Below are 16631 nucleotides of genomic sequence, written 5' to 3'. Positions count from 1 at the left end.
GGAGCCAGCCCGCACGACCAGTGGTTGGAGTTACGCTTCGACTGCCAGCGGGTGGGCGGCAAACCAGGCCTGGGCCTGTTCGGGGATGACCCCTATGCCTTGGAATGTCTTGACCCGCAGGCCACGCTCGTCACCTCGGTGATAGAGGGCACGGGCGCAGCGATCGATGAAAAGGTGACGTTGCAACAAGCGGCTCAATACCGCCGTGTGGCCAAAGGGAGCGACCCAGTCGTTGAGCCAGAGCCGCTCGCCGCTGTTCCAGTCCTCCTGGGTCAGTTCCAACGGCGACTGGCGCAAGTAACGTTGCTCTGCCGCCTCGTCGAGATTGAGCCAGGACAGGTAGAACACCGGCTTGCCGTGCTCGGAGCCGAGCACGAACTGGCGATGCTTGAGCGCCGGCAACAGCAACGTCGGCAAGGTGTGCAACGGCGCATCGCGATGGGCCTTGGAGTGCATCCACAACCAGGTGGCGGAGCCGAACACCGCGGCTTCGCTCCAAGGTTCGTCGGTCAGGCCAGGAGCGATAATGTCTAGCGTCTCGAACTGCATGGGATCACCTCAGAATGACCAGATGACGGTGAACGCGCTGGTCACGTTGGCCGTCTCGAAACCATCGGGCTTCTTCAACGGCGTACCCACCGACCAGTCATAGGACAGGCCCTTGTAACCGCCGCGTATACCCACCACGGCCCCCGCCAGGCGCTGGCCGATCAGGAACTCACTGGATTGGCCGCTGACCTCGCCATAGTCGATACCGGTATAGAGTTCCTGGCCGGTCTGCCCCAGGGACAGGCCGATTTCGTTGCGCAGGGTCCAGCCACGGTCGGCGGAAAGAATGTTTTCACCATCGAAGCCCCGCACGCTGTAGCGTCCGCCGATGGAGAAGCGATCCTGGGGCACCAGCGGCGTACGGTTCCATTGCGCACGCCAGCCGCCGATGTAGCGCAGGCGCTGATCGCCGACCTGGAACGGCACCTGCAATTGGGCATCGGCGGTGATGATCTGCGAGCGTGACGTACCGGCGTCAAAATCTTCTTCGGGCGCCCTGAGCGCATCATGGGCACCGGTGCCGCGACGATAGGCGACGCCCAAATCAAGAATCGAAGCGCCAATGAACTCCCGATGGTCCAACCCCAATTGCCAGCCGGCCATGCGGCGTTTCTGGTTGCCGACTTCGGTGTCGTCGATAAAATTCTCCGACGAGCGCGTCCACAGGCTGCCCCAGGCGGTGGTCTTGCGAACGGCGTCGCGGTACAGCAGGCGTGACAGGCGCAACTCGTTGTTACGACTCTCGCCGCGATACTGATAGGTCTGATTGGCGCCGGCGACAGACTGTTCGTAGTTGTATTCACTGTTGGTGAACCCCAACTGCCAGTAGCCAAACGGCAGCGAATAATGCACGGTGCGGCCATCGGAGCCGCGGTGCCCGGACTCACCGCCGCCCAGGTCATGGTTGACGCTGGCGTAGAACAGATCGTTGAGCGACAGCAGGTTGTCCAAGGACAGCGATACGTTGCCCTGGTATTTGCCGGTGGTCTTGCTGCCCGAATTGTCCACCGACAGGCTTACACGGGCGGGGAAGCGCTGGCTCCAGGCGATCACCACGTCGCTCTCACCGGGCCTGGCGTCGGCGGCACGGGCTGGCGCGATCTTGATATCGGCCTCAGCGGTCGGCACGCGCTTGAAGTTCTCCAGCGCCTGTTCGATGTCGCGCAAGTTGAGCAGATCGCCAGGATTGGCCGGCATCGCATTCCAGGCATTGGCGCGGGAACGGGTGCCCTCCTCGAAACGAATCTCGCGAATGCGCCCTGGCACCAGGGTCAATACCAGCACCCCACTGTTCAAGTCCTGGGCTTCGGCGAGTACGCGAGTGGTGACGTAGCCGGCCTCGATGATCGCATTCTGCATGCGCTTCATCGTCAGGTTGATCCCGCCGCCACCGAGGCAACGACCAATGGCGGGATCATCCTTGGGATTGGCGGCGCGCAACGCCCACTGGAATTCTTCCGACGCCTCGCCGATCAGGCGGATGTCATTGATGGCAAAGCAGGGACTTTCCTTGGTGGGCAAGCGCTCGGCACCTTCATCCACGGGGGCTGCCTGCAGGCGCACGTCCGGCCGGGACTCCAACTGATCGCGCAAAACCCGTTCGCGCTCTTGCTGACGCAGCAGTTCTTCTTCAGGTCCAGCCGCCTGCGCAGTGCTCCACGCCCCCGTCATCCAGGCCACCATCAGCAGCAGCGCGAGACGCTTGGCGTTTTGTGCAGATGAGCGGGTTCCGTCAGCACAACGGCGAGGGCTGCTCGGTTTACACGTTCGGCAGGTTGCGGCTGGCTGCATGTCACATCCTTGTGGCTTGAATCGAAGACACGGTGGGTCAGTTCCGCTGAACGCGGATTGGCACTGACATAGATAAAAAGAGGTACTTATTCCACCGATAACGAAGGAAAAGTCCTACAACTTACCGAGACGGTCTGATAGCAGAGGGAGGAGAAAGTTTCGCGGTATCGAAACAGGTTCGATACCAATGGGTAAAAATGGGCGGTCGATCACAGCCTGAGGCAATGAGGCGCTGAACAAGGCAGTGAACGGCACGCTCAAGCCGAGCCAGGTCGTTCGGGGGATGGGGTGCAAGCAGGAAAAGTTAGCGGCAATTGCGCTAACCCACTGTTTATAATGGTGTCCCAGGGCAGGTTCGAACTGCCAACCTTCCCCTTAGGAGGGGGATGCTCTATCCAATTGAGCTACTGAGACACGAGTCGACCACGAGAAACGTGGTGCGCGGAACGGCGTGCATGTTAACGACCTACCCTGCGTTTGTCATGTCGTCCCTGTTTTTAAGTGTAGGCAAATGGTACTGCCTGGAAGCCTGACAAGGCCAAGCGGCTGGTCCCGGCGGCCATTCATCTGACCCTGGTCTGTTCATCCTAGTAAATCGGCCATTTGCCACTATCCTGTACAAGACAGGGACGACTAGCGTTTTGGTCCATTTGCGTTATCCGCCAGACGGTATGGCACATCGACACGATCCGACGGTCACAGAATGCGAACCTGTTGTTTTTTTTCCAACCAGTCCGCATTTTTTGATGAAAGGTGCTGGCATAACGCCTTTACCCGGATCAGAATTTGTCACAGAATTGGCGCCAATGATCTGGCAATTTTGAGGCATGATGCGGGCCTCTTAACAATTCAGGTTGAACATTTGGCAGTGGAGCTTGTCCTATCGACATCCTGCGGCCAATCCCGAGAACCGCTCCCCTGAACTAACCGGTTAAATAAATATGCGCCCAATGACAAAGGCAATTTATTCCAGCCGTACGGCTGACAAGTTCGTCGTACGTCTGCCAGACGGAATGCGGGAACGCATTGCCGAGGTGGCTCGTAATCATCATCGCAGCATGAACTCCGAAATCATTGCGCGCCTGGAGCAAAGCCTGATTCAGGAAGGTGCACTGGGTGAAGAGCTAAGCATGCGCCTGGACAGCCCGGAGCTGTCTTTGCATGAGCGCGAGTTGCTTCAACGCTTCCGACAACTCTCCCACCGCCAGCAGAACGCCCTCGTTTCGCTGATTGACCATAGCTCGGAAATAGCAGCAGAAGCGTCCTGATCCTGCCAATCCCTTCAAGCCAGCCTTGTGCTGGCTTTTTTCTGCCTGGCGTTTGGCCCAGACCTGCATTTGGAACGTCATCGAAGCCAACAGCCCACTGCTCAATGGCAGGGGTGCTAAATTGATCAGTCAACAACAGAGGCCTGGAGGCCGGCATGACAGGTCATGCATTCAAGGTTCGAAGAATCGCAGGGCTGGGCGTGGAAATCGTCGAGGCCGATTCGGATCGAACGTTTGCCCGGCATATGCACGAACACTTTGGCATTGGCTTGCTTGTGCGTGGGGCGCAACGCTCAGCCAGCGGCCGAGGCCCGGTAGAGGCGACTGCAGGTGATCTTATATCGGTCAATCCGGCCGAAGTGCATGACGGCGCGCCCATCGGAGACGGAACGCGTCGCTGGCAGATGCTGTATTTCGACCCACCGCTGATCGGGCAGACATTCGAGGATATGACCAAGGAAGGGGGCGTCTGCGCCAGTGAGTTCGCTTATCCGGTGCTGCAAAGCCCGCCTGCGGCCGAACTGTTCAGCATCCTGTATCGAACAATTGCTCAAGCCGAGGTGGTTGGCGATCACCTGAAAATCGAAGAGACGCTGGCGCTTTTGCTCGAACACTTGCTGGACCGCCCCATGCCGGTATCGTCTTTGCCGGAATCAGCGGCAAACCGTGCGAAAGCCATGATCGACGACGATCCGCAGTCGCCGATGTCGCTTGCCTTGCTCGCCAGGGAGGCCGATTTAAGCCGCTTTCAGCTCGTACGCGCCTTCACCCGCCTGACCGGATTGACGCCCCACGCCTATCTGCTACAACGACGCATTCAGCGAGCCCGGCACCTGATCGCTGCGGGCATGCCGCTGGCCGATGCATCCCTTGCCAGTGGTTTTGCAGACCAGAGCCATATGACCCGATGCTTCGTGCGCAGCTTTGGGTTCTCACCCGGCATGTACGCACGACAAGGACGCTAGCGTCCTGCAATTTCATTCAAGATGCCCCTTCTCATGACAGGCAGGCTGGAGCCTTCATCACTCCAAGGACGCGCTGCATGAACCTCGAATTTCTTCTCACATCCCTGATCGTGGTGGCCTCGCCTGGCACCGGTGTGGTCTATACGGTAGCAGCCGGCCTGGCCCAGGGCTGGCGCGCAAGCGTGGTAGCCGCACTCGGTTGCACCCTGGGGGTCGTGCCACACATGCTGGCAGCCATCACAGGTCTCGCGGCGCTGTTGCACGCCAGCCCGCTGGCCTTTGAAGTCGTCAAGTATCTTGGCGTCGCTTACCTGCTCTGGATGGCATGGAGCTCGCTCCAGCGTCATGGAGCATTGCACATTGATCCGGACAAGACGCCACGCTCCAATGGCGCGGTGATTGTTTCGGGCATTTTGCTCAACCTGCTGAATCCAAAACTGTCGATTTTTTTCCTGGCTTTTCTGCCGCAATTTCTTGCGCCAGGAGAAACGAATGCCATGGGGCGCATGCTGCTGTTGAGCTTCGTTTTTATGGCGATCACCTTTGCTATCTTCGCCCTTTATGGTGTGTTCTGTGCATCGATGCGCCGGCATGTTCTGGAGCGTCCATCCGTGTTGCAGTGGATACGCCGCCTATTTTCGGCAGCCTTTGTGTTGCTGGCAGCGCGACTGGCGGTGATGCAGTGATGCAGTGATGCAGTGATGCAGTGATGCACAGAGGGTTTGGCGTGATAAAAAAACGGCCAACAGGCTCATGCTTGGGAATTTGGATCTAGCGTTCGGGGGGGCTGGTTGGTGTGCATATCCGTTTCTTCGGTAACGACTGCTTATGGTTCCGCCCTGACGGCGGGTCACTTTCGAAAAGCCCGGAAGCCGGCCCAGTCGAAAGTAACCAAAGCGCTTTTGCCCCACCACTCGGTGCCTCGCTTAGGCTCGGCATGCCTGAACGAAGTCACTGCTCCGTGGGCCCGCCGCGATAGCGGTGGTTCAGTCACATGGATGTCGGGCTGACGGGCCTCATCGCGAGCAAGCTCGCTCCCACAGATTTTTGTGTTGTGCGCACATGTTGTGAACAACTGCTGCCCCCTGTGGGAGCGAGCTTGCTCGCGATAGCGGTTGTGCAGTTGCATAGCGGCTGGATCTGCCGGTGGCTCTTGATTTCGACGCCCCGGCAATCAAAAGAAACCCAAAAAAAACGGCGCTTCCCATTTCTGAAGGAAGCACCGTTTTTTAAGTGGAAGTATTACGCCAAACAGGCGGGTTTCTTGTGGACGATCAGAGCAGGAAAATCGTCGCCAATCCCAGGAAAATGAAGAACCCGCCGCTGTCAGTCACGGCGGTAATCATGACACTGGCACCCATGGCAGGATCACGCCCCATGCGGGCCAGGGTCATGGGGATCAGGACCCCCATCAATGCCGCCAGCAACAGGTTGAGCGTCATGGCGGCCGTCATGACCACCCCCAGTGACCAGCTGCCATAAAGCAGGTAAGCCACCACGCCAATCACCCCTCCCCAAATCACGCCGTTGATCAAGGAGACAGCCAGTTCCTTGCGCATCAATCGCGATGTATTGCCGGTGCTGACCTGGTCCAGTGCCATGGCACGGACGATCATGGTGATGGTCTGGTTACCGGAGTTGCCACCGATGCCGGCGACGATGGGCATCAGCGCCGCGAGCGCCACCAGCTTCTCAATGGAGCCTTCGAACAGGCCGATGACCCGGGAAGCGACAAACGCCGTGATCAGGTTGATCGCCAGCCAGGCCCAGCGGTTACGCAAGGACTTCCAGACCGAAGCGAAGATGTCTTCTTCTTCGCGCAGACCGGCCATGTTGAGGACTTCGCTTTCGCTTTCCTCACGAATCAAATCGACCATTTCATCGATGGTCAGACGGCCGATCAGCTTGCCGTTCTTGTCGACCACCGGTGCAGAAATCAAGTCATAACGCTCGAATGCCTGGGCCGCATCGTAGGCGTCTTCGTCTGGGTGAAAACTCACCGGGTCGCTGGCCATGACCTCGGCCACTTGCTTTTCCGGGTCGTTGACGAGCAAACGCTTGATGGGCAGCACGCCCTTGAGCACGCCGTCGTAGTCGACCACGAACAGCTTGTCGGTATGGCCGGGCAGTTCCTTGAGGCGACGCAGGTAACGCAAGACCACTTCAAGACTGACATCCTCGCGGATTGTCACCATCTCGAAGTCCATCAACGCACCGACCTGCTCCTCGTCATAGGACAACGCCGAGCGCACACGCTCACGCTGCTGGCCGTCGAGGGCTTCCATCAGTTCGTGGACAACGTCCCGTGGCAGTTCGGGTGCAAGGTCGGCGAGTTCGTCGGCGTCCATTTCCTTGGCCGCCGCCAGCAACTCGTGATCATCCATGTCGGCGATCAGGGTTTCGCGAACCGAGTCCGACACTTCGAGCAGGATGTCACCGTCGCGATCAGCCTTGACCAACTGCCAGACCGTCAGACGCTCTTCCAGGGGCAAGGCTTCAAGAATGTAGGCGACGTCGGCGGAGTGCAGGTCATCGAGCTTGCGTTGCAGCTCGACGAGATTCTGCCGGTGGACCAGGCTCTCGACCCGATCATGATTCGGACCTTCCTGGCGATGCGTCAGGTCTTCGACGACCCGCTGGCGCTGCAGCAGCTCAACGACTTGAGCGAGACGATCCTGAAGGCTTTCCTGCGTTTTTTTTACTTCTACTTGGGTCATAGGCGAACTCCACTCCCAGCAGTGGAGCACGCCGGAAGGATCAATCAGTTAATTCATGATTGGCAAAACTAGATATTGAGTAACTACTGGGTAAGTCCATGGAGATATTCCAAAGCCCCGGCGGGGCTGACGGGCGCAATCATACACCGCTTGACGCTTTAAAACGCTAAAAAATCATGGCAAGAACAAGCGCTTGCGAGACAAACCTGAACGCAGGCTGAACCTTCCCCTTTACGACGACTTATTCGGAAAAGAAAACACACGCCCCGGCAGAAATGCAGCGACTACCCTCTTCTCCTGCACCGCCAAGGAGGACGATCGGATGCCCATCAGCCACTACTTGTTCCTACTCGCCAGCCTGCCCTGCCTGCCCGTGTGGGCCGCCGGGCAGACCGTGCATCGCTGCGAAAGTAGCGCGGGGCACGTAACATTCACCACCTTGAGCTGCGGCCCGGGAGAAGCCCTGTCACTCCAGCAGATCCACCCGTACAGCCCAGGTTCGAGTGAGCCGGCGACCGAGGCGATGCTGCCCGAAGCGGAGCGTTGGCAAACATCCGGCAACACAACCACACGCAAGGCACCGACCGTGGTTGGCGAATTCCAAGACCGCTGCGGGAACCTTATCGATGCCAGGCAACGCCGCGATGCCATCCTGGAACGACGAATCGTCGCCGGCATGAGCCAACAGGACGTCGAGAGCGCCCTGGGCAAGCCAGACTCAATCAAGATTCGGAATTTGAGTACACGATATACCTACAAGGCGAAGAAAGGTCGCAGCGCAGAGGTCGTGTTCGATGAAAGGGGGTGCGTGAAAGGCAAATCGTAGACAGCAAAAAGCCCGCGTTAAACGCGGGCTTTTTGGTGTTTGGTGCACTCGACAGGATTCGAACCTGTGACCGCTCGGTTCGTAGCCGAGTACTCTATCCAGCTGAGCTACGAGTGCATGCTGTGGTTTTATACCAGATCACAACTGGTTGAAGCCAAGTTATTTGCATTGCTGCAAATGACTCTTAAATGGTGCACTCGACAGGATTCGAACCTGTGACCGCTCGGTTCGTAGCCGAGTACTCTATCCAGCTGAGCTACGAGTGCATTTGTTGCCGCGCATTATAGGTCGTCAAATCCTTTTGTAAAGCGCTTTTTTTCAGTAATTTCAATCACTTACTGAACAAGCCAGGTTTTGACGCACTAAACGAATAATGGCGGAGAACGGGGGATTCGAACCCCCGACACCCTTTTGAGGTGTACTCCCTTAGCAGGGGAGCGCCTTCGGCCACTCGGCCAGCTCTCCGCAACACGGGGCGTATATTAACCACCTTCATCCCCGTTTGCAAACATAAAAATCGATAAAAATTAATGGCTTGGTTCGTCGTCCTTCTCTTTCTTGATACGCAGGTAAATTTCCTCCCGGTGTACAGCAACCTCTTTCGGGGCGTTGACGCCGATACGCACTTGGTTTCCTTTGACGCCGAGCACGGTCACGGTGATTTCGCCATCGCCAATAATCAGGCTTTCTGCACACCGACGGGTCAGAATCAGCATACCTTTCTCCTCACGCAATTCACTTAAGGGACAACAGTCTGCAAAAAAAAGGCATTGGACCTACAACCGAAACGGTCGAAGCCTACAGGCCTAGTATTGACCAGCGCGGGCAAAAGAACAGTTTTGGGACGCGCCATTCAGAAAAACAAAGGGCGCGGTCCAGCCGCGCCCTCAAGACAACGCTTTACTCGCCCGGTTGGACAGCAGCGTCGAGTTCGAAAGCCGTGTGCAGGGCGCGCACGGCCAGTTCCAGGTACTTCTCTTCGATGACCACGGAAACCTTGATTTCCGAGGTAGAGATCATCTGGATGTTGATACTTTCCTTGGCCAGGGATTCGAACATGCGGCTGGCTACACCTGCGTGGGAACGCATGCCGACACCGACGATCGAGACCTTGGCGATCTTGGTATCACCCACCACTTCCCGGGCACCGATCTCGCCAGCGGTCTTTTTCAGGATCGCTTCGGCAGACTGGTAGTCGTTGCGGTGCACGGTGAAGGTAAAGTCGGTGGTGTTATCGTGCGAGACGTTCTGCACGATCATGTCGACTTCGATGTTCGCGGCACTGATCGGACCGAGAATCTTGAACGCCACGCCGGGGGTGTCTGGCACGCCACGGATGGTCAGCTTGGCTTCATCGCGGTTGAAAGCGATGCCGGAAATGATCGGCTGTTCCATGGATTCCTCTTCATCGATAGTAATGAGGGTGCCCGGACCCTCTTTGAAGCTGTGCAGAACGCGCAGCGGAACGTTGTACTTGCCGGCGAATTCAACCGCCCGGATCTGCAACACCTTCGAGCCGAGACTGGCCATTTCGAGCATTTCTTCGAACGTGATCTTGTCCAGGCGCTGAGCCACGGGCACGACCCGCGGGTCGGTGGTGTAGACACCGTCCACGTCGGTGTAGATCTGGCATTCGTCAGCCTTGAGAGCCGCTGCCAGCGCTACGCCCGTGGTGTCGGAACCACCACGGCCGAGGGTGGTGATGTTGCCCTGCTCGTCCACACCCTGGAAACCGGCGACGACCACGACACGGCCAGCCTTCAGGTCGCCGCGAATCTTCTGGTCGTCGATCTGCAGGATACGCGCTTTGTTGTGCGCGCTGTCCGTCAGAATACGCACCTGGTTGCCGGTGTAGGACACCGCCGGCACACCACGCTTGATCAGCGCCATGGCCAACAAGGCGATGGTCACCTGCTCGCCGGTGGAAACGATCACGTCCAGCTCACGGGGAACCGGTTGCTGGTCGCCGCTGATTTGCTTGGCCAGATCGATCAGACGGTTGGTCTCGCCGCTCATTGCCGACAGCACAACCACCAGGTCATCGCCCGCTTCACGGAATTTCTTAACCTTGTCGGCGACTTGTTCGATTCTCTCGACAGTGCCGACCGAGGTGCCTCCAAATTTCTGTACGATCAAAGCCATTTCAAAGCCGCCTCTGCCCATGAAGGGCGCCCAATAATCACTCAAACAGCGGCTGGGCTCGTCACTAGACCACGAGCCCGCGACGCTGCCTTAAATACCCTGCTCTACGAATGCAACGGTCTGGGCCAGTGCCGCGTCCAGTGCGCCGACGTCGGTACCGCCGCCTTGCGCCATGTCCGGACGACCACCGCCCTTGCCGCCCACTGCCGCAGCGGCCTGCTTCATCAAATCACCGGCTTTGAGTTGGCCAGTCAGGTCTTTGGTCACGCCTGCGACGAGAACGACCTTTTCCTCATGGACACTGCCGAGCAGGATCACTGCGCGGCCGAGTTTGTTTTTCAATTGATCGACCAGCGCCAGCAGCGCCTTGCCATCCTGACCGTCCACACGCACGGCCAACACGTTCACGCCCTTTACATCCACGGCCTGGGCCGACAGATCGTCGCCCGCGGCGCTGGCAGCCTTGGCCTGCAACTGCTCGAGTTGCTTTTCCAGCAGGCGGTTGCGCTCCAGCACTGCCGACAGCTTGTCGATCAGGTTGTCGCGGCTGCCCCTGATCAGGGTTGCCGCTTCCTTGAGTTGTTCTTCGGCCGCGTTGAGGTACGCCAGGGCCGCAGCACCGGTGACCGCTTCGATCCGACGCACGCCGGAGGCCACGCCACCTTCACTGATGATTTTCATCAAACCGATATCGCCAGTCCGGTTGGCGTGGATGCCACCGCACAGCTCAACGGAGAAGTCGCCCATGCTCAGCACACGCACGCTGTCGCCGTATTTCTCGCCGAACAACGCCATCGCGCCTTTGCGCTTTGCAGTCTCGATGTCGGTTTCTTCGGTTTCCACCGGGGAGTTCTTGCGAATCTCGGTGTTGACGATGTCTTCCAGCGCCTTGAGTTGCTCAGGCTTGATGGCTTCGAAATGGCTGAAGTCAAAGCGCAGGCGCTGACTGTCCACCAACGAGCCCTTCTGCTGGACATGTTCGCCCAGCACCTGGCGCAACGCTGCGTGCAGCAAGTGCGTGGCGGAGTGGTTCAGCGATGTCGCGTGACGAACCTTGGCATCGACATGAGCGGCCACCGGGGCGGCGATCATCAGGCTGCCCGACGCCAGCACGCCGTGATGCAGGAAAGCACCGCCGGTCTTGGTAGTGTCACGCACGTCGAAGCGCGAGCTGCCCGCTTGCAGGTATCCGCTGTCGCCGATCTGGCCGCCGGACTCGGCGTAGAACGGGGTCCTGTCCAGCACGATCACGCCTTCCTGGCCTTCACTCAGGATGTCGACCGACTGTCCGTCCTTATAAATGGCAACGATCTTGGCCGAGCCGGTGGTGCCGGCATAACCGGTGAATTCGGTGGCCACGTCAACCTTGACCAGGCTGTTGTAGTCCATGCCAAAGGAGCTGGCGGAACGCGCACGCACCCTTTGGGCTTCCATCTCGCGCTCGAAACCTTCCTCGTCGAGGGTCAGGTTGCGTTCGCGGGCGATGTCGCCAGTCAGGTCCATCGGGAAGCCGTAGGTGTCGTACAACTTGAACACCACGTCGCCCGGGACCACGTTGCCCTTGAGTTCGGCCAGATCCTGCTCAAGGATCTTCAAGCCTTGCTCCAGGGTCTTGGCGAATTGCTCTTCTTCAGCCTTGAGCACGCGTTCGATGTGCGCCTGCTGGGACTTGAGCTCCGGGAAGGCGTCGCCCATCTCGGCCGCCAATGCCGCGACGATCTGATAGAAGAAGCTGCCCTTGGCGCCCAGTTTGTTACCGTGACGGCAGGCGCGACGGATGATCCGACGCAGCACATAGCCGCGACCTTCGTTGGAAGGCAGCACACCGTCGGCAATCAGGAAGCCGCAGGAACGGATGTGGTCGGCGACGACTTTCAGCGAAGCCTGGTTGTCGTTGGTGCAACCGATGGCCTTGGCCGACGCGCTCAGCAGGCTCTGGAACAGGTCGATTTCGTAGTTGGAATGAACGTGCTGCAGCACCGCACTGATCCGCTCCAGGCCCATGCCGGTGTCCACCGACGGCGCTGGCAGCGGATGCAACACGCCATCGGCGGTGCGGTTGAACTGCATGAACACGTTGTTCCAGATCTCGATGTAGCGGTCGCCGTCTTCTTCCGGCGAGCCGGGTGGGCCGCCCCAGATGTCGGCGCCGTGATCGTAGAAGATCTCGGTGCATGGGCCGCATGGGCCGGTGTCGCCCATGGTCCAGAAGTTGTCGGAGGCGTAAGGCGCACCTTTATTGTCACCAATACGCACCATGCGCTCTGCCGGGACGCCGACCTCTTTGGTCCAGATGTCATAGGCTTCGTCATCGGTGGCGTAGACCGTTACCCAAAGCTTTTCCTTGGGCAGGTTCAGCCACTTGTCGGACGTCAGGAAGGTCCAGGCGAAGGTGATGGCGTCGCGCTTGAAATAGTCGCCGAAGCTGAAGTTACCCAGCATTTCGAAGAAGGTGTGGTGACGAGCGGTATAACCGACGTTTTCCAGGTCGTTGTGCTTGCCGCCGGCGCGCACGCATTTCTGGCTGCTCACCGCACGGGTGTAGGCACGTTTTTCCTGACCCAGGAAGCAGTCCTTGAACTGGTTCATCCCCGCGTTGGTGAACAGCAGGGTCGGGTCGTTGCCCGGAATCAAAGAGCTGGAGGCTACTCGGGTGTGGCCTTGTTCTTCGAAGAAGCGAAGGAAGGCTTCACGGATTTCTGCGCTTTTCATTAGGTTCTTCCACGGAGGCTGCGGCCAAAGGCCTGTGCAAAACGTCAACAGACGAAGCAACGGCAAAGGGCCGCATTATATCGGCCCTGCGCGTGGGGTACAGCGTGTTTATGCGATAGAAACTGTCAATTGGCCCGGTTGCCAGGTCATTGGCAGGAAAATTCGACGAAAGTGGCGACCACCTGGTCGATTTGCGCCGAGCTTACGTCCATGTGCGTCACCATTCGCAGGCGTGGCGCCGCGCTGAGCTTGATGCCCCGTTCATCGGCAAACGCCTTGATCGCCTCGGCCCGCTCGCCCATTTGGACGTAGACCATGTTGGTTTGCACCGGCTCGACCTCGTAGCCCGCCGCACGCAAGCCCTCGGCAAGCCGTTGGGCATTGGCGTGGTCGTCGGCCAGGCGCTGGACCTGATGCTCCAGGGCATACAGCCCCGCGGCCGCGAGAATGCCGGCCTGGCGCATTCCACCCCCGACCATCTTGCGCAGCCGGCGGGCCTTGCCGATCAGCTCGACGCTGCCGCACAGGACCGAGCCCACCGGAGCGCCAAGGCCCTTGGACAGGCACACCGACACCGAGTCGAAATGTTGCGTGATTTGCCGGGCATCGACATTCAACTTGACCGCAGCGTTGTACAACCGCGCCCCGTCCAGGTGCAGGGCCAGGCCATGTTCCTGGGTGAAGCGCCGGGCCCGGGCCAGGTATTCCAGAGGCAGCACCTTGCCCTGCATGGTGTTTTCCAGGGCCAGCAGGCGAGTGCGGGCAAAGTGAAAGTCATCGGGCTTGATCGCCGCGGCGACGTGCGCCAGGTCCAGGGAACCGTCCGCCTGCACCTCGAGGGGCTGGGGCTGGATCGAACCGAGCACCGCCGCCCCGCCACCTTCATATTTGTAGGTGTGAGCCTGCTGGCCGACGATGTATTCGTCGCCGCGCTCGCAGTGGGCCATCAACCCCAACAGGTTGCTCATGGTGCCCGTGGGCACGAACAGCGCTGCGGCAAAGCCCAGGCGCGCGGCCAGTTCGGCTTCGAGGCGATTGACAGTCGGATCTTCGCCGTACACATCGTCGCCGGTCGGCGCGCTGGCCATGGCGTCGAGCATGCCGGCGGTAGGTTGGGTGACGGTGTCGCTGCGAAGATCGATAACGCTCATGAATCTGGCCTCGGGTTCTGGTGGGGGAATTCCCTTTCGAAGGGCAATTACTGCGGGCATGGCGCGGAATAATCAAGTCTGATCGACGGAAAGGGCAACACTCCCCTTGTGTGCCGTGGGAGCAAAGCTTGCTCGCGATGGCGTCGGGTCAGACAGTATTGATGTTGACTGACCCACCGCTTTCGCGAGCAAGCTTTGCTCCCACGGCTCGCTCCCACAGGGGGTTATGTGTTAAAAATCCTCCGCTGCCACAAACCATGGCGGCAAAAACGTTCTCAGGGCGGGGTGTAACTCCCCACCGGCGGTAATTGCACGCAACGTGCATAGCCCGCGAGCGCTTGGCGATACACGGCTTTGGCGGTGTAGCGACAAGGTCAGCAGACCCGGTGTGATCCCGGGGCCGACGGTCATAGTCCGGATGAAGAGAGAACGGGATTGGCACCCAAGGGCCGACTGCGACTGTCCGTGCGCGGCGTACCCTCAAATCCCCTTCGATTCATGACGCCCTGTTTTTCACACAAACAGGAACCAGAACATGCAACCCACTGCAATCGACAGCAAAAGCAAAAGTCACCCGGGCGAGCGCGTCGCGTTCATCCAGGCCTGCTGGCACAAGGAAATCGTCGACCAAAGCCGTAAAGGCTTCGTCGCCGAAATGATCAACCAGGGTTATCAGGAAAGCGACATCGACTTCTTCGAAGTCGGCGGCGCCTTCGAGATTCCGCTGCACGCCAAGCTGCTGGCCAAGTCAGGCCGCTACGCCGGCATCGTCGCCGCCGGCCTGGTGGTGGACGGGGGTATCTATCGTCACGAGTTCGTCGCCCAATCGGTGATCAGCGGCCTGATGCAGGTACAGCTGGAAACCGAAGTGCCGGTGTTCTCGGTCGTGCTCACGCCGCATCACTTTCATGCAGGGGAAGAACATCAGAAGTTTTTCTTCGAGCATTTCGTGCACAAGGGCCAGGAAGCGGCGAAGACCTGCGCCGATACCTTGCACAAGACCCGGGCGTTGCGGCGTAGTGAACAGCGGGCGGTAGCGGTCTAAAAGCTGCAAAAAAACCTGTGGGAGCGAGCTTGCTCGCGATGGCGGAGTGTCAGTCACCTTCAGCATTGACTGATCCACCGCTATCGCGAGCAAGCCCGCTCCCACATTGGTTTTGTGGGGGCTTTAAATCAGGTTTTCGTCCGTCGCCGGCACGATCAAAATCCCGGCCCGCAAGCCATTCTTCACCCTGGGGTTCGGGAAGATGATCCGCGCGCCCTCCTCTTCGATCACCCAGCGGGTCTGGGCGATGTCCTCAGCCAGCACATAACCTTTTTCAAGCTCGGAGAAGTTCTCGATATCCGCCGGCAGGTTCAGGCGGAAGCTGTCGCTGTGCTTGATGACTTCCCGCGCCACGCTGAACAGTTGAAGGCCGTCGAGCCCTTCATCCAGTTCCGGCTCGTTGCCTTCGATGATCTGTTGCAGCCGGGTTTCCAGCAGGCTGACGTTGACCCCGTCGTTCTGTCCGAATGGCCGGGCCTTGCCCAGTTCCAGGGTGAAGGACTCGGCGCCGAGCTGATCGTAGGTGTAGGCACTGAAGACGATGGACGGTTTGTTCTGCAGCAACACCGCCTCCATGCCCGCGGCACGCAGGCGCGCCAGTTCACGGCGTGAATGCTGGCGACCTTCTTTCCATGGGTAGAGGGCGAACTGCTCGATCTTCGAGCCTCGAATCGCGGTGTGCAGGTCGTAGTGCAAGCGGCTGCGTTCCGGCCGACTGAAGAAACTGGCAGCCAGCCGCTCCAGTTCACAGGCTCGCAACGCTTCAGGACCGCCGCTCAGTTCATGGCGGCCATTGAACAGCCGGTTGACGTCCTGTTCGACGAAACGCTCACCGCGCCGGATGGCCTCGGGGTTGCCGAACAGGAACAGAATGCGTGCCCGCGGTTTCAGGTCGCCACGGGCAATGTCGTGCAACAGACGGTCGAGCAATTCGATCGGCGCGGTTTCGTTGCCGTGAATACCGGCCGACAGCAGCAGGTCCAGGCCGTTATCCCGGGCTTCGGGCGGCTTGACCTCCAGCGCGCCCTCGCTCAACCAGCGCATCCGTACGCCTTCGACAGTCAGTTGAGTCTTCTCCGCCGGTTCACGGCCGGCGAGGGTCAGTTCAAGCAGTTTGCCGAGGGCGAGCATAGCGCGGTTTCCTTAGTGGTCGTGGCCGCAATCCGGGCCATGGACATGGTCATCGTCGCCGACGTCCGCCGGTTCCATTTCCAGTTGCAGGCTGACCAGGTTGGTCGCCAATGGACGCAACAACAGGTTGGCGTATTCCTCATCCCCTTCTTCGACATCGACGCCGATCAGCAGCTGACCGCGGCCGTCCTGCTGGATCCACAACTCCTTGCCTTGCCACATCACCGCGACACGGGTGCAGGAGGTTTCCAGTTGGGTGCCGTCGGTGTCTTCAAGGATCAGTTGCAGGGTATCGCTCATGTCTTTACGTTCTCGTCTGGGGATAAGGCAACGC

General features: G+C 59.3%; 14 protein-coding genes, 4 tRNA genes and 1 riboswitch. Of the genes, 5 read left to right on the top strand and 13 right to left on the bottom strand.

What is annotated here, in order from left to right; translation table 11 throughout:
- Positions 1 to 30 precede the first annotated feature (30 nt).
- The 3 genes from AB4N80_RS12545 to AB4N80_RS12535 form a co-directional block, all read right to left on the bottom strand.
- A complete protein-coding gene (locus AB4N80_RS12545; RefSeq protein ID WP_460082225.1) occupies positions 31 to 549 on the bottom strand; it encodes a toxin-activating lysine-acyltransferase in 519 nt (172 codons plus the stop codon).
- Between the two features lie 9 nt (positions 550 to 558).
- Positions 559 to 2220, bottom strand: coding sequence for a ShlB/FhaC/HecB family hemolysin secretion/activation protein (locus AB4N80_RS12540; RefSeq protein ID WP_305468146.1), 1662 nt, complete (start codon positions 2218 to 2220; stop codon positions 559 to 561).
- A 457-nt stretch (positions 2221 to 2677) separates the two neighbouring features.
- Positions 2678 to 2754: transfer RNA gene (locus tag AB4N80_RS12535), tRNA-Arg, on the bottom strand.
- A 527-nt stretch (positions 2755 to 3281) separates the two neighbouring features.
- On the opposite strand from AB4N80_RS12535, the gene AB4N80_RS12530 reads away from it, so the two are divergent.
- The 3 genes from AB4N80_RS12530 (at position 3282) to AB4N80_RS12520 (ending at position 5259) form a co-directional block, all read left to right on the top strand.
- A complete protein-coding gene (locus tag AB4N80_RS12530) occupies positions 3282 to 3608 on the top strand; it encodes an Arc family DNA-binding protein (RefSeq protein ID WP_122569275.1) in 327 nt (108 codons plus the stop codon).
- Positions 3609 to 3763: 155 nt separating this feature from the next.
- Complete coding sequence (locus AB4N80_RS12525) at positions 3764 to 4573, top strand: AraC family transcriptional regulator (RefSeq protein WP_354336388.1); 810 nt, start codon at positions 3764 to 3766, stop codon at positions 4571 to 4573.
- A gap of 77 nt (positions 4574 to 4650) precedes the next feature.
- Positions 4651 to 5259: a LysE family translocator gene (locus tag AB4N80_RS12520; protein ID WP_354336387.1), complete on the top strand. Its 609-nt coding sequence runs from the start codon at positions 4651 to 4653 to the stop codon at positions 5257 to 5259.
- A gap of 588 nt (positions 5260 to 5847) precedes the next feature.
- Here AB4N80_RS12520 and mgtE read toward each other — a convergent pair.
- The gene (mgtE, locus tag AB4N80_RS12515; protein WP_092441895.1) at positions 5848 to 7290 is read right to left on the bottom strand and encodes a magnesium transporter; all 1443 of its coding nucleotides are present in this window, start codon (positions 7288 to 7290) and stop codon (positions 5848 to 5850) included.
- Positions 7291 to 7612: 322 nt separating this feature from the next.
- Here mgtE and AB4N80_RS12510 point away from each other — a divergent pair, with 322 nt between their 5' ends.
- Positions 7613 to 8116: a cell envelope protein SmpA gene (locus tag AB4N80_RS12510; RefSeq protein WP_354336386.1), complete on the top strand. Its 504-nt coding sequence runs from the start codon at positions 7613 to 7615 to the stop codon at positions 8114 to 8116.
- Positions 8117 to 8156: 40 nt separating this feature from the next.
- On the opposite strand, the gene AB4N80_RS12505 is transcribed toward AB4N80_RS12510, so the two are convergent.
- The 7 genes from AB4N80_RS12505 to ltaE form a co-directional block, all read right to left on the bottom strand.
- Positions 8157 to 8233, bottom strand: a tRNA-Arg gene (locus AB4N80_RS12505).
- Between the two features lie 72 nt (positions 8234 to 8305).
- Positions 8306 to 8382: transfer RNA gene (locus tag AB4N80_RS12500), tRNA-Arg, on the bottom strand.
- A 108-nt stretch (positions 8383 to 8490) separates the two neighbouring features.
- Positions 8491 to 8581: transfer RNA gene (locus AB4N80_RS12495), tRNA-Ser, on the bottom strand.
- Positions 8582 to 8643: 62 nt separating this feature from the next.
- A complete protein-coding gene (gene csrA / locus AB4N80_RS12490) occupies positions 8644 to 8832 on the bottom strand; it encodes a carbon storage regulator CsrA (protein ID WP_003178872.1) in 189 nt (62 codons plus the stop codon).
- Positions 8833 to 9016: 184 nt separating this feature from the next.
- A complete protein-coding gene (locus tag AB4N80_RS12485; RefSeq protein WP_122569280.1) occupies positions 9017 to 10258 on the bottom strand; it encodes an aspartate kinase in 1242 nt (413 codons plus the stop codon).
- A gap of 90 nt (positions 10259 to 10348) precedes the next feature.
- On the bottom strand, positions 10349 to 12970 hold the full coding sequence (gene alaS / locus AB4N80_RS12480; RefSeq protein ID WP_460082217.1) for an alanine--tRNA ligase: 2622 nt from the start codon (positions 12968 to 12970) through the stop codon (positions 10349 to 10351).
- Positions 12971 to 13116: 146 nt separating this feature from the next.
- Positions 13117 to 14121 carry a low-specificity L-threonine aldolase gene (ltaE, locus tag AB4N80_RS12475; RefSeq protein WP_122569282.1) on the bottom strand — a complete coding sequence of 335 codons (1005 nt, stop codon included), beginning with the start codon at positions 14119 to 14121 and terminating at the stop codon, positions 13117 to 13119.
- A 267-nt stretch (positions 14122 to 14388) separates the two neighbouring features.
- A riboswitch (FMN riboswitch) is annotated at positions 14389 to 14556 on the top strand.
- Positions 14557 to 14656: 100 nt separating this feature from the next.
- Between ltaE and AB4N80_RS12470 the strand changes: the two genes are divergently transcribed.
- Positions 14657 to 15166: a 6,7-dimethyl-8-ribityllumazine synthase gene (locus tag AB4N80_RS12470; RefSeq protein ID WP_122569283.1), complete on the top strand. Its 510-nt coding sequence runs from the start codon at positions 14657 to 14659 to the stop codon at positions 15164 to 15166.
- 123 nt (positions 15167 to 15289) lie between these two features.
- On the opposite strand, the gene astE is transcribed toward AB4N80_RS12470, so the two are convergent.
- Together astE and AB4N80_RS12460 are read right to left on the bottom strand one after the other, a co-directional pair.
- Complete coding sequence (gene astE / locus AB4N80_RS12465; RefSeq protein ID WP_122569284.1) at positions 15290 to 16297, bottom strand: succinylglutamate desuccinylase; 1008 nt, start codon at positions 16295 to 16297, stop codon at positions 15290 to 15292.
- Positions 16298 to 16309: 12 nt separating this feature from the next.
- The gene (locus AB4N80_RS12460; RefSeq protein WP_003178862.1) at positions 16310 to 16597 is read right to left on the bottom strand and encodes a hypothetical protein; all 288 of its coding nucleotides are present in this window, start codon (positions 16595 to 16597) and stop codon (positions 16310 to 16312) included.
- Positions 16598 to 16631 lie beyond the last annotated feature (34 nt).

Source organism: Pseudomonas sp. H3_A02 (assembly GCF_054671965.1).
The sequence above is the reverse complement of the archived record's forward strand: the minus strand, read 5'-3'. Positions and strand labels throughout refer to the sequence as shown.

Bases quoted from the DNA above. Each gene is read 5' to 3' on its own strand.
- AB4N80_RS12545 (WP_460082225.1), bottom strand. From the start codon at position 549: ATGCAGTTCGAGACGCTAGACATTATCGCTCCTGGCCTGACCGACGAA.
- AB4N80_RS12540 (WP_305468146.1), bottom strand. From the start codon at position 2,220: ATGACGGGGGCGTGGAGCACTGCGCAGGCGGCTGGACCTGAAGAAGAA.
- AB4N80_RS12530 (WP_122569275.1), top strand. From the start codon at position 3,282: ATGCGCCCAATGACAAAGGCAATTTATTCCAGCCGTACGGCTGACAAG.
- AB4N80_RS12525 (WP_354336388.1), top strand. From the start codon at position 3,764: ATGACAGGTCATGCATTCAAGGTTCGAAGAATCGCAGGGCTGGGCGTG.
- AB4N80_RS12520 (WP_354336387.1), top strand. From the start codon at position 4,651: ATGAACCTCGAATTTCTTCTCACATCCCTGATCGTGGTGGCCTCGCCT.
- mgtE (WP_092441895.1), bottom strand. From the start codon at position 7,290: ATGACCCAAGTAGAAGTAAAAAAAACGCAGGAAAGCCTTCAGGATCGT.
- AB4N80_RS12510 (WP_354336386.1), top strand. From the start codon at position 7,613: ATGCCCATCAGCCACTACTTGTTCCTACTCGCCAGCCTGCCCTGCCTG.
- csrA (WP_003178872.1), bottom strand. From the start codon at position 8,832: ATGCTGATTCTGACCCGTCGGTGTGCAGAAAGCCTGATTATTGGCGAT.
- AB4N80_RS12485 (WP_122569280.1), bottom strand. From the start codon at position 10,258: ATGGCTTTGATCGTACAGAAATTTGGAGGCACCTCGGTCGGCACTGTC.
- alaS (WP_460082217.1), bottom strand. From the start codon at position 12,970: ATGAAAAGCGCAGAAATCCGTGAAGCCTTCCTTCGCTTCTTCGAAGAA.
- ltaE (WP_122569282.1), bottom strand. From the start codon at position 14,121: ATGAGCGTTATCGATCTTCGCAGCGACACCGTCACCCAACCTACCGCC.
- AB4N80_RS12470 (WP_122569283.1), top strand. From the start codon at position 14,657: ATGCAACCCACTGCAATCGACAGCAAAAGCAAAAGTCACCCGGGCGAG.
- astE (WP_122569284.1), bottom strand. From the start codon at position 16,297: ATGCTCGCCCTCGGCAAACTGCTTGAACTGACCCTCGCCGGCCGTGAA.
- AB4N80_RS12460 (WP_003178862.1), bottom strand. From the start codon at position 16,597: ATGAGCGATACCCTGCAACTGATCCTTGAAGACACCGACGGCACCCAA.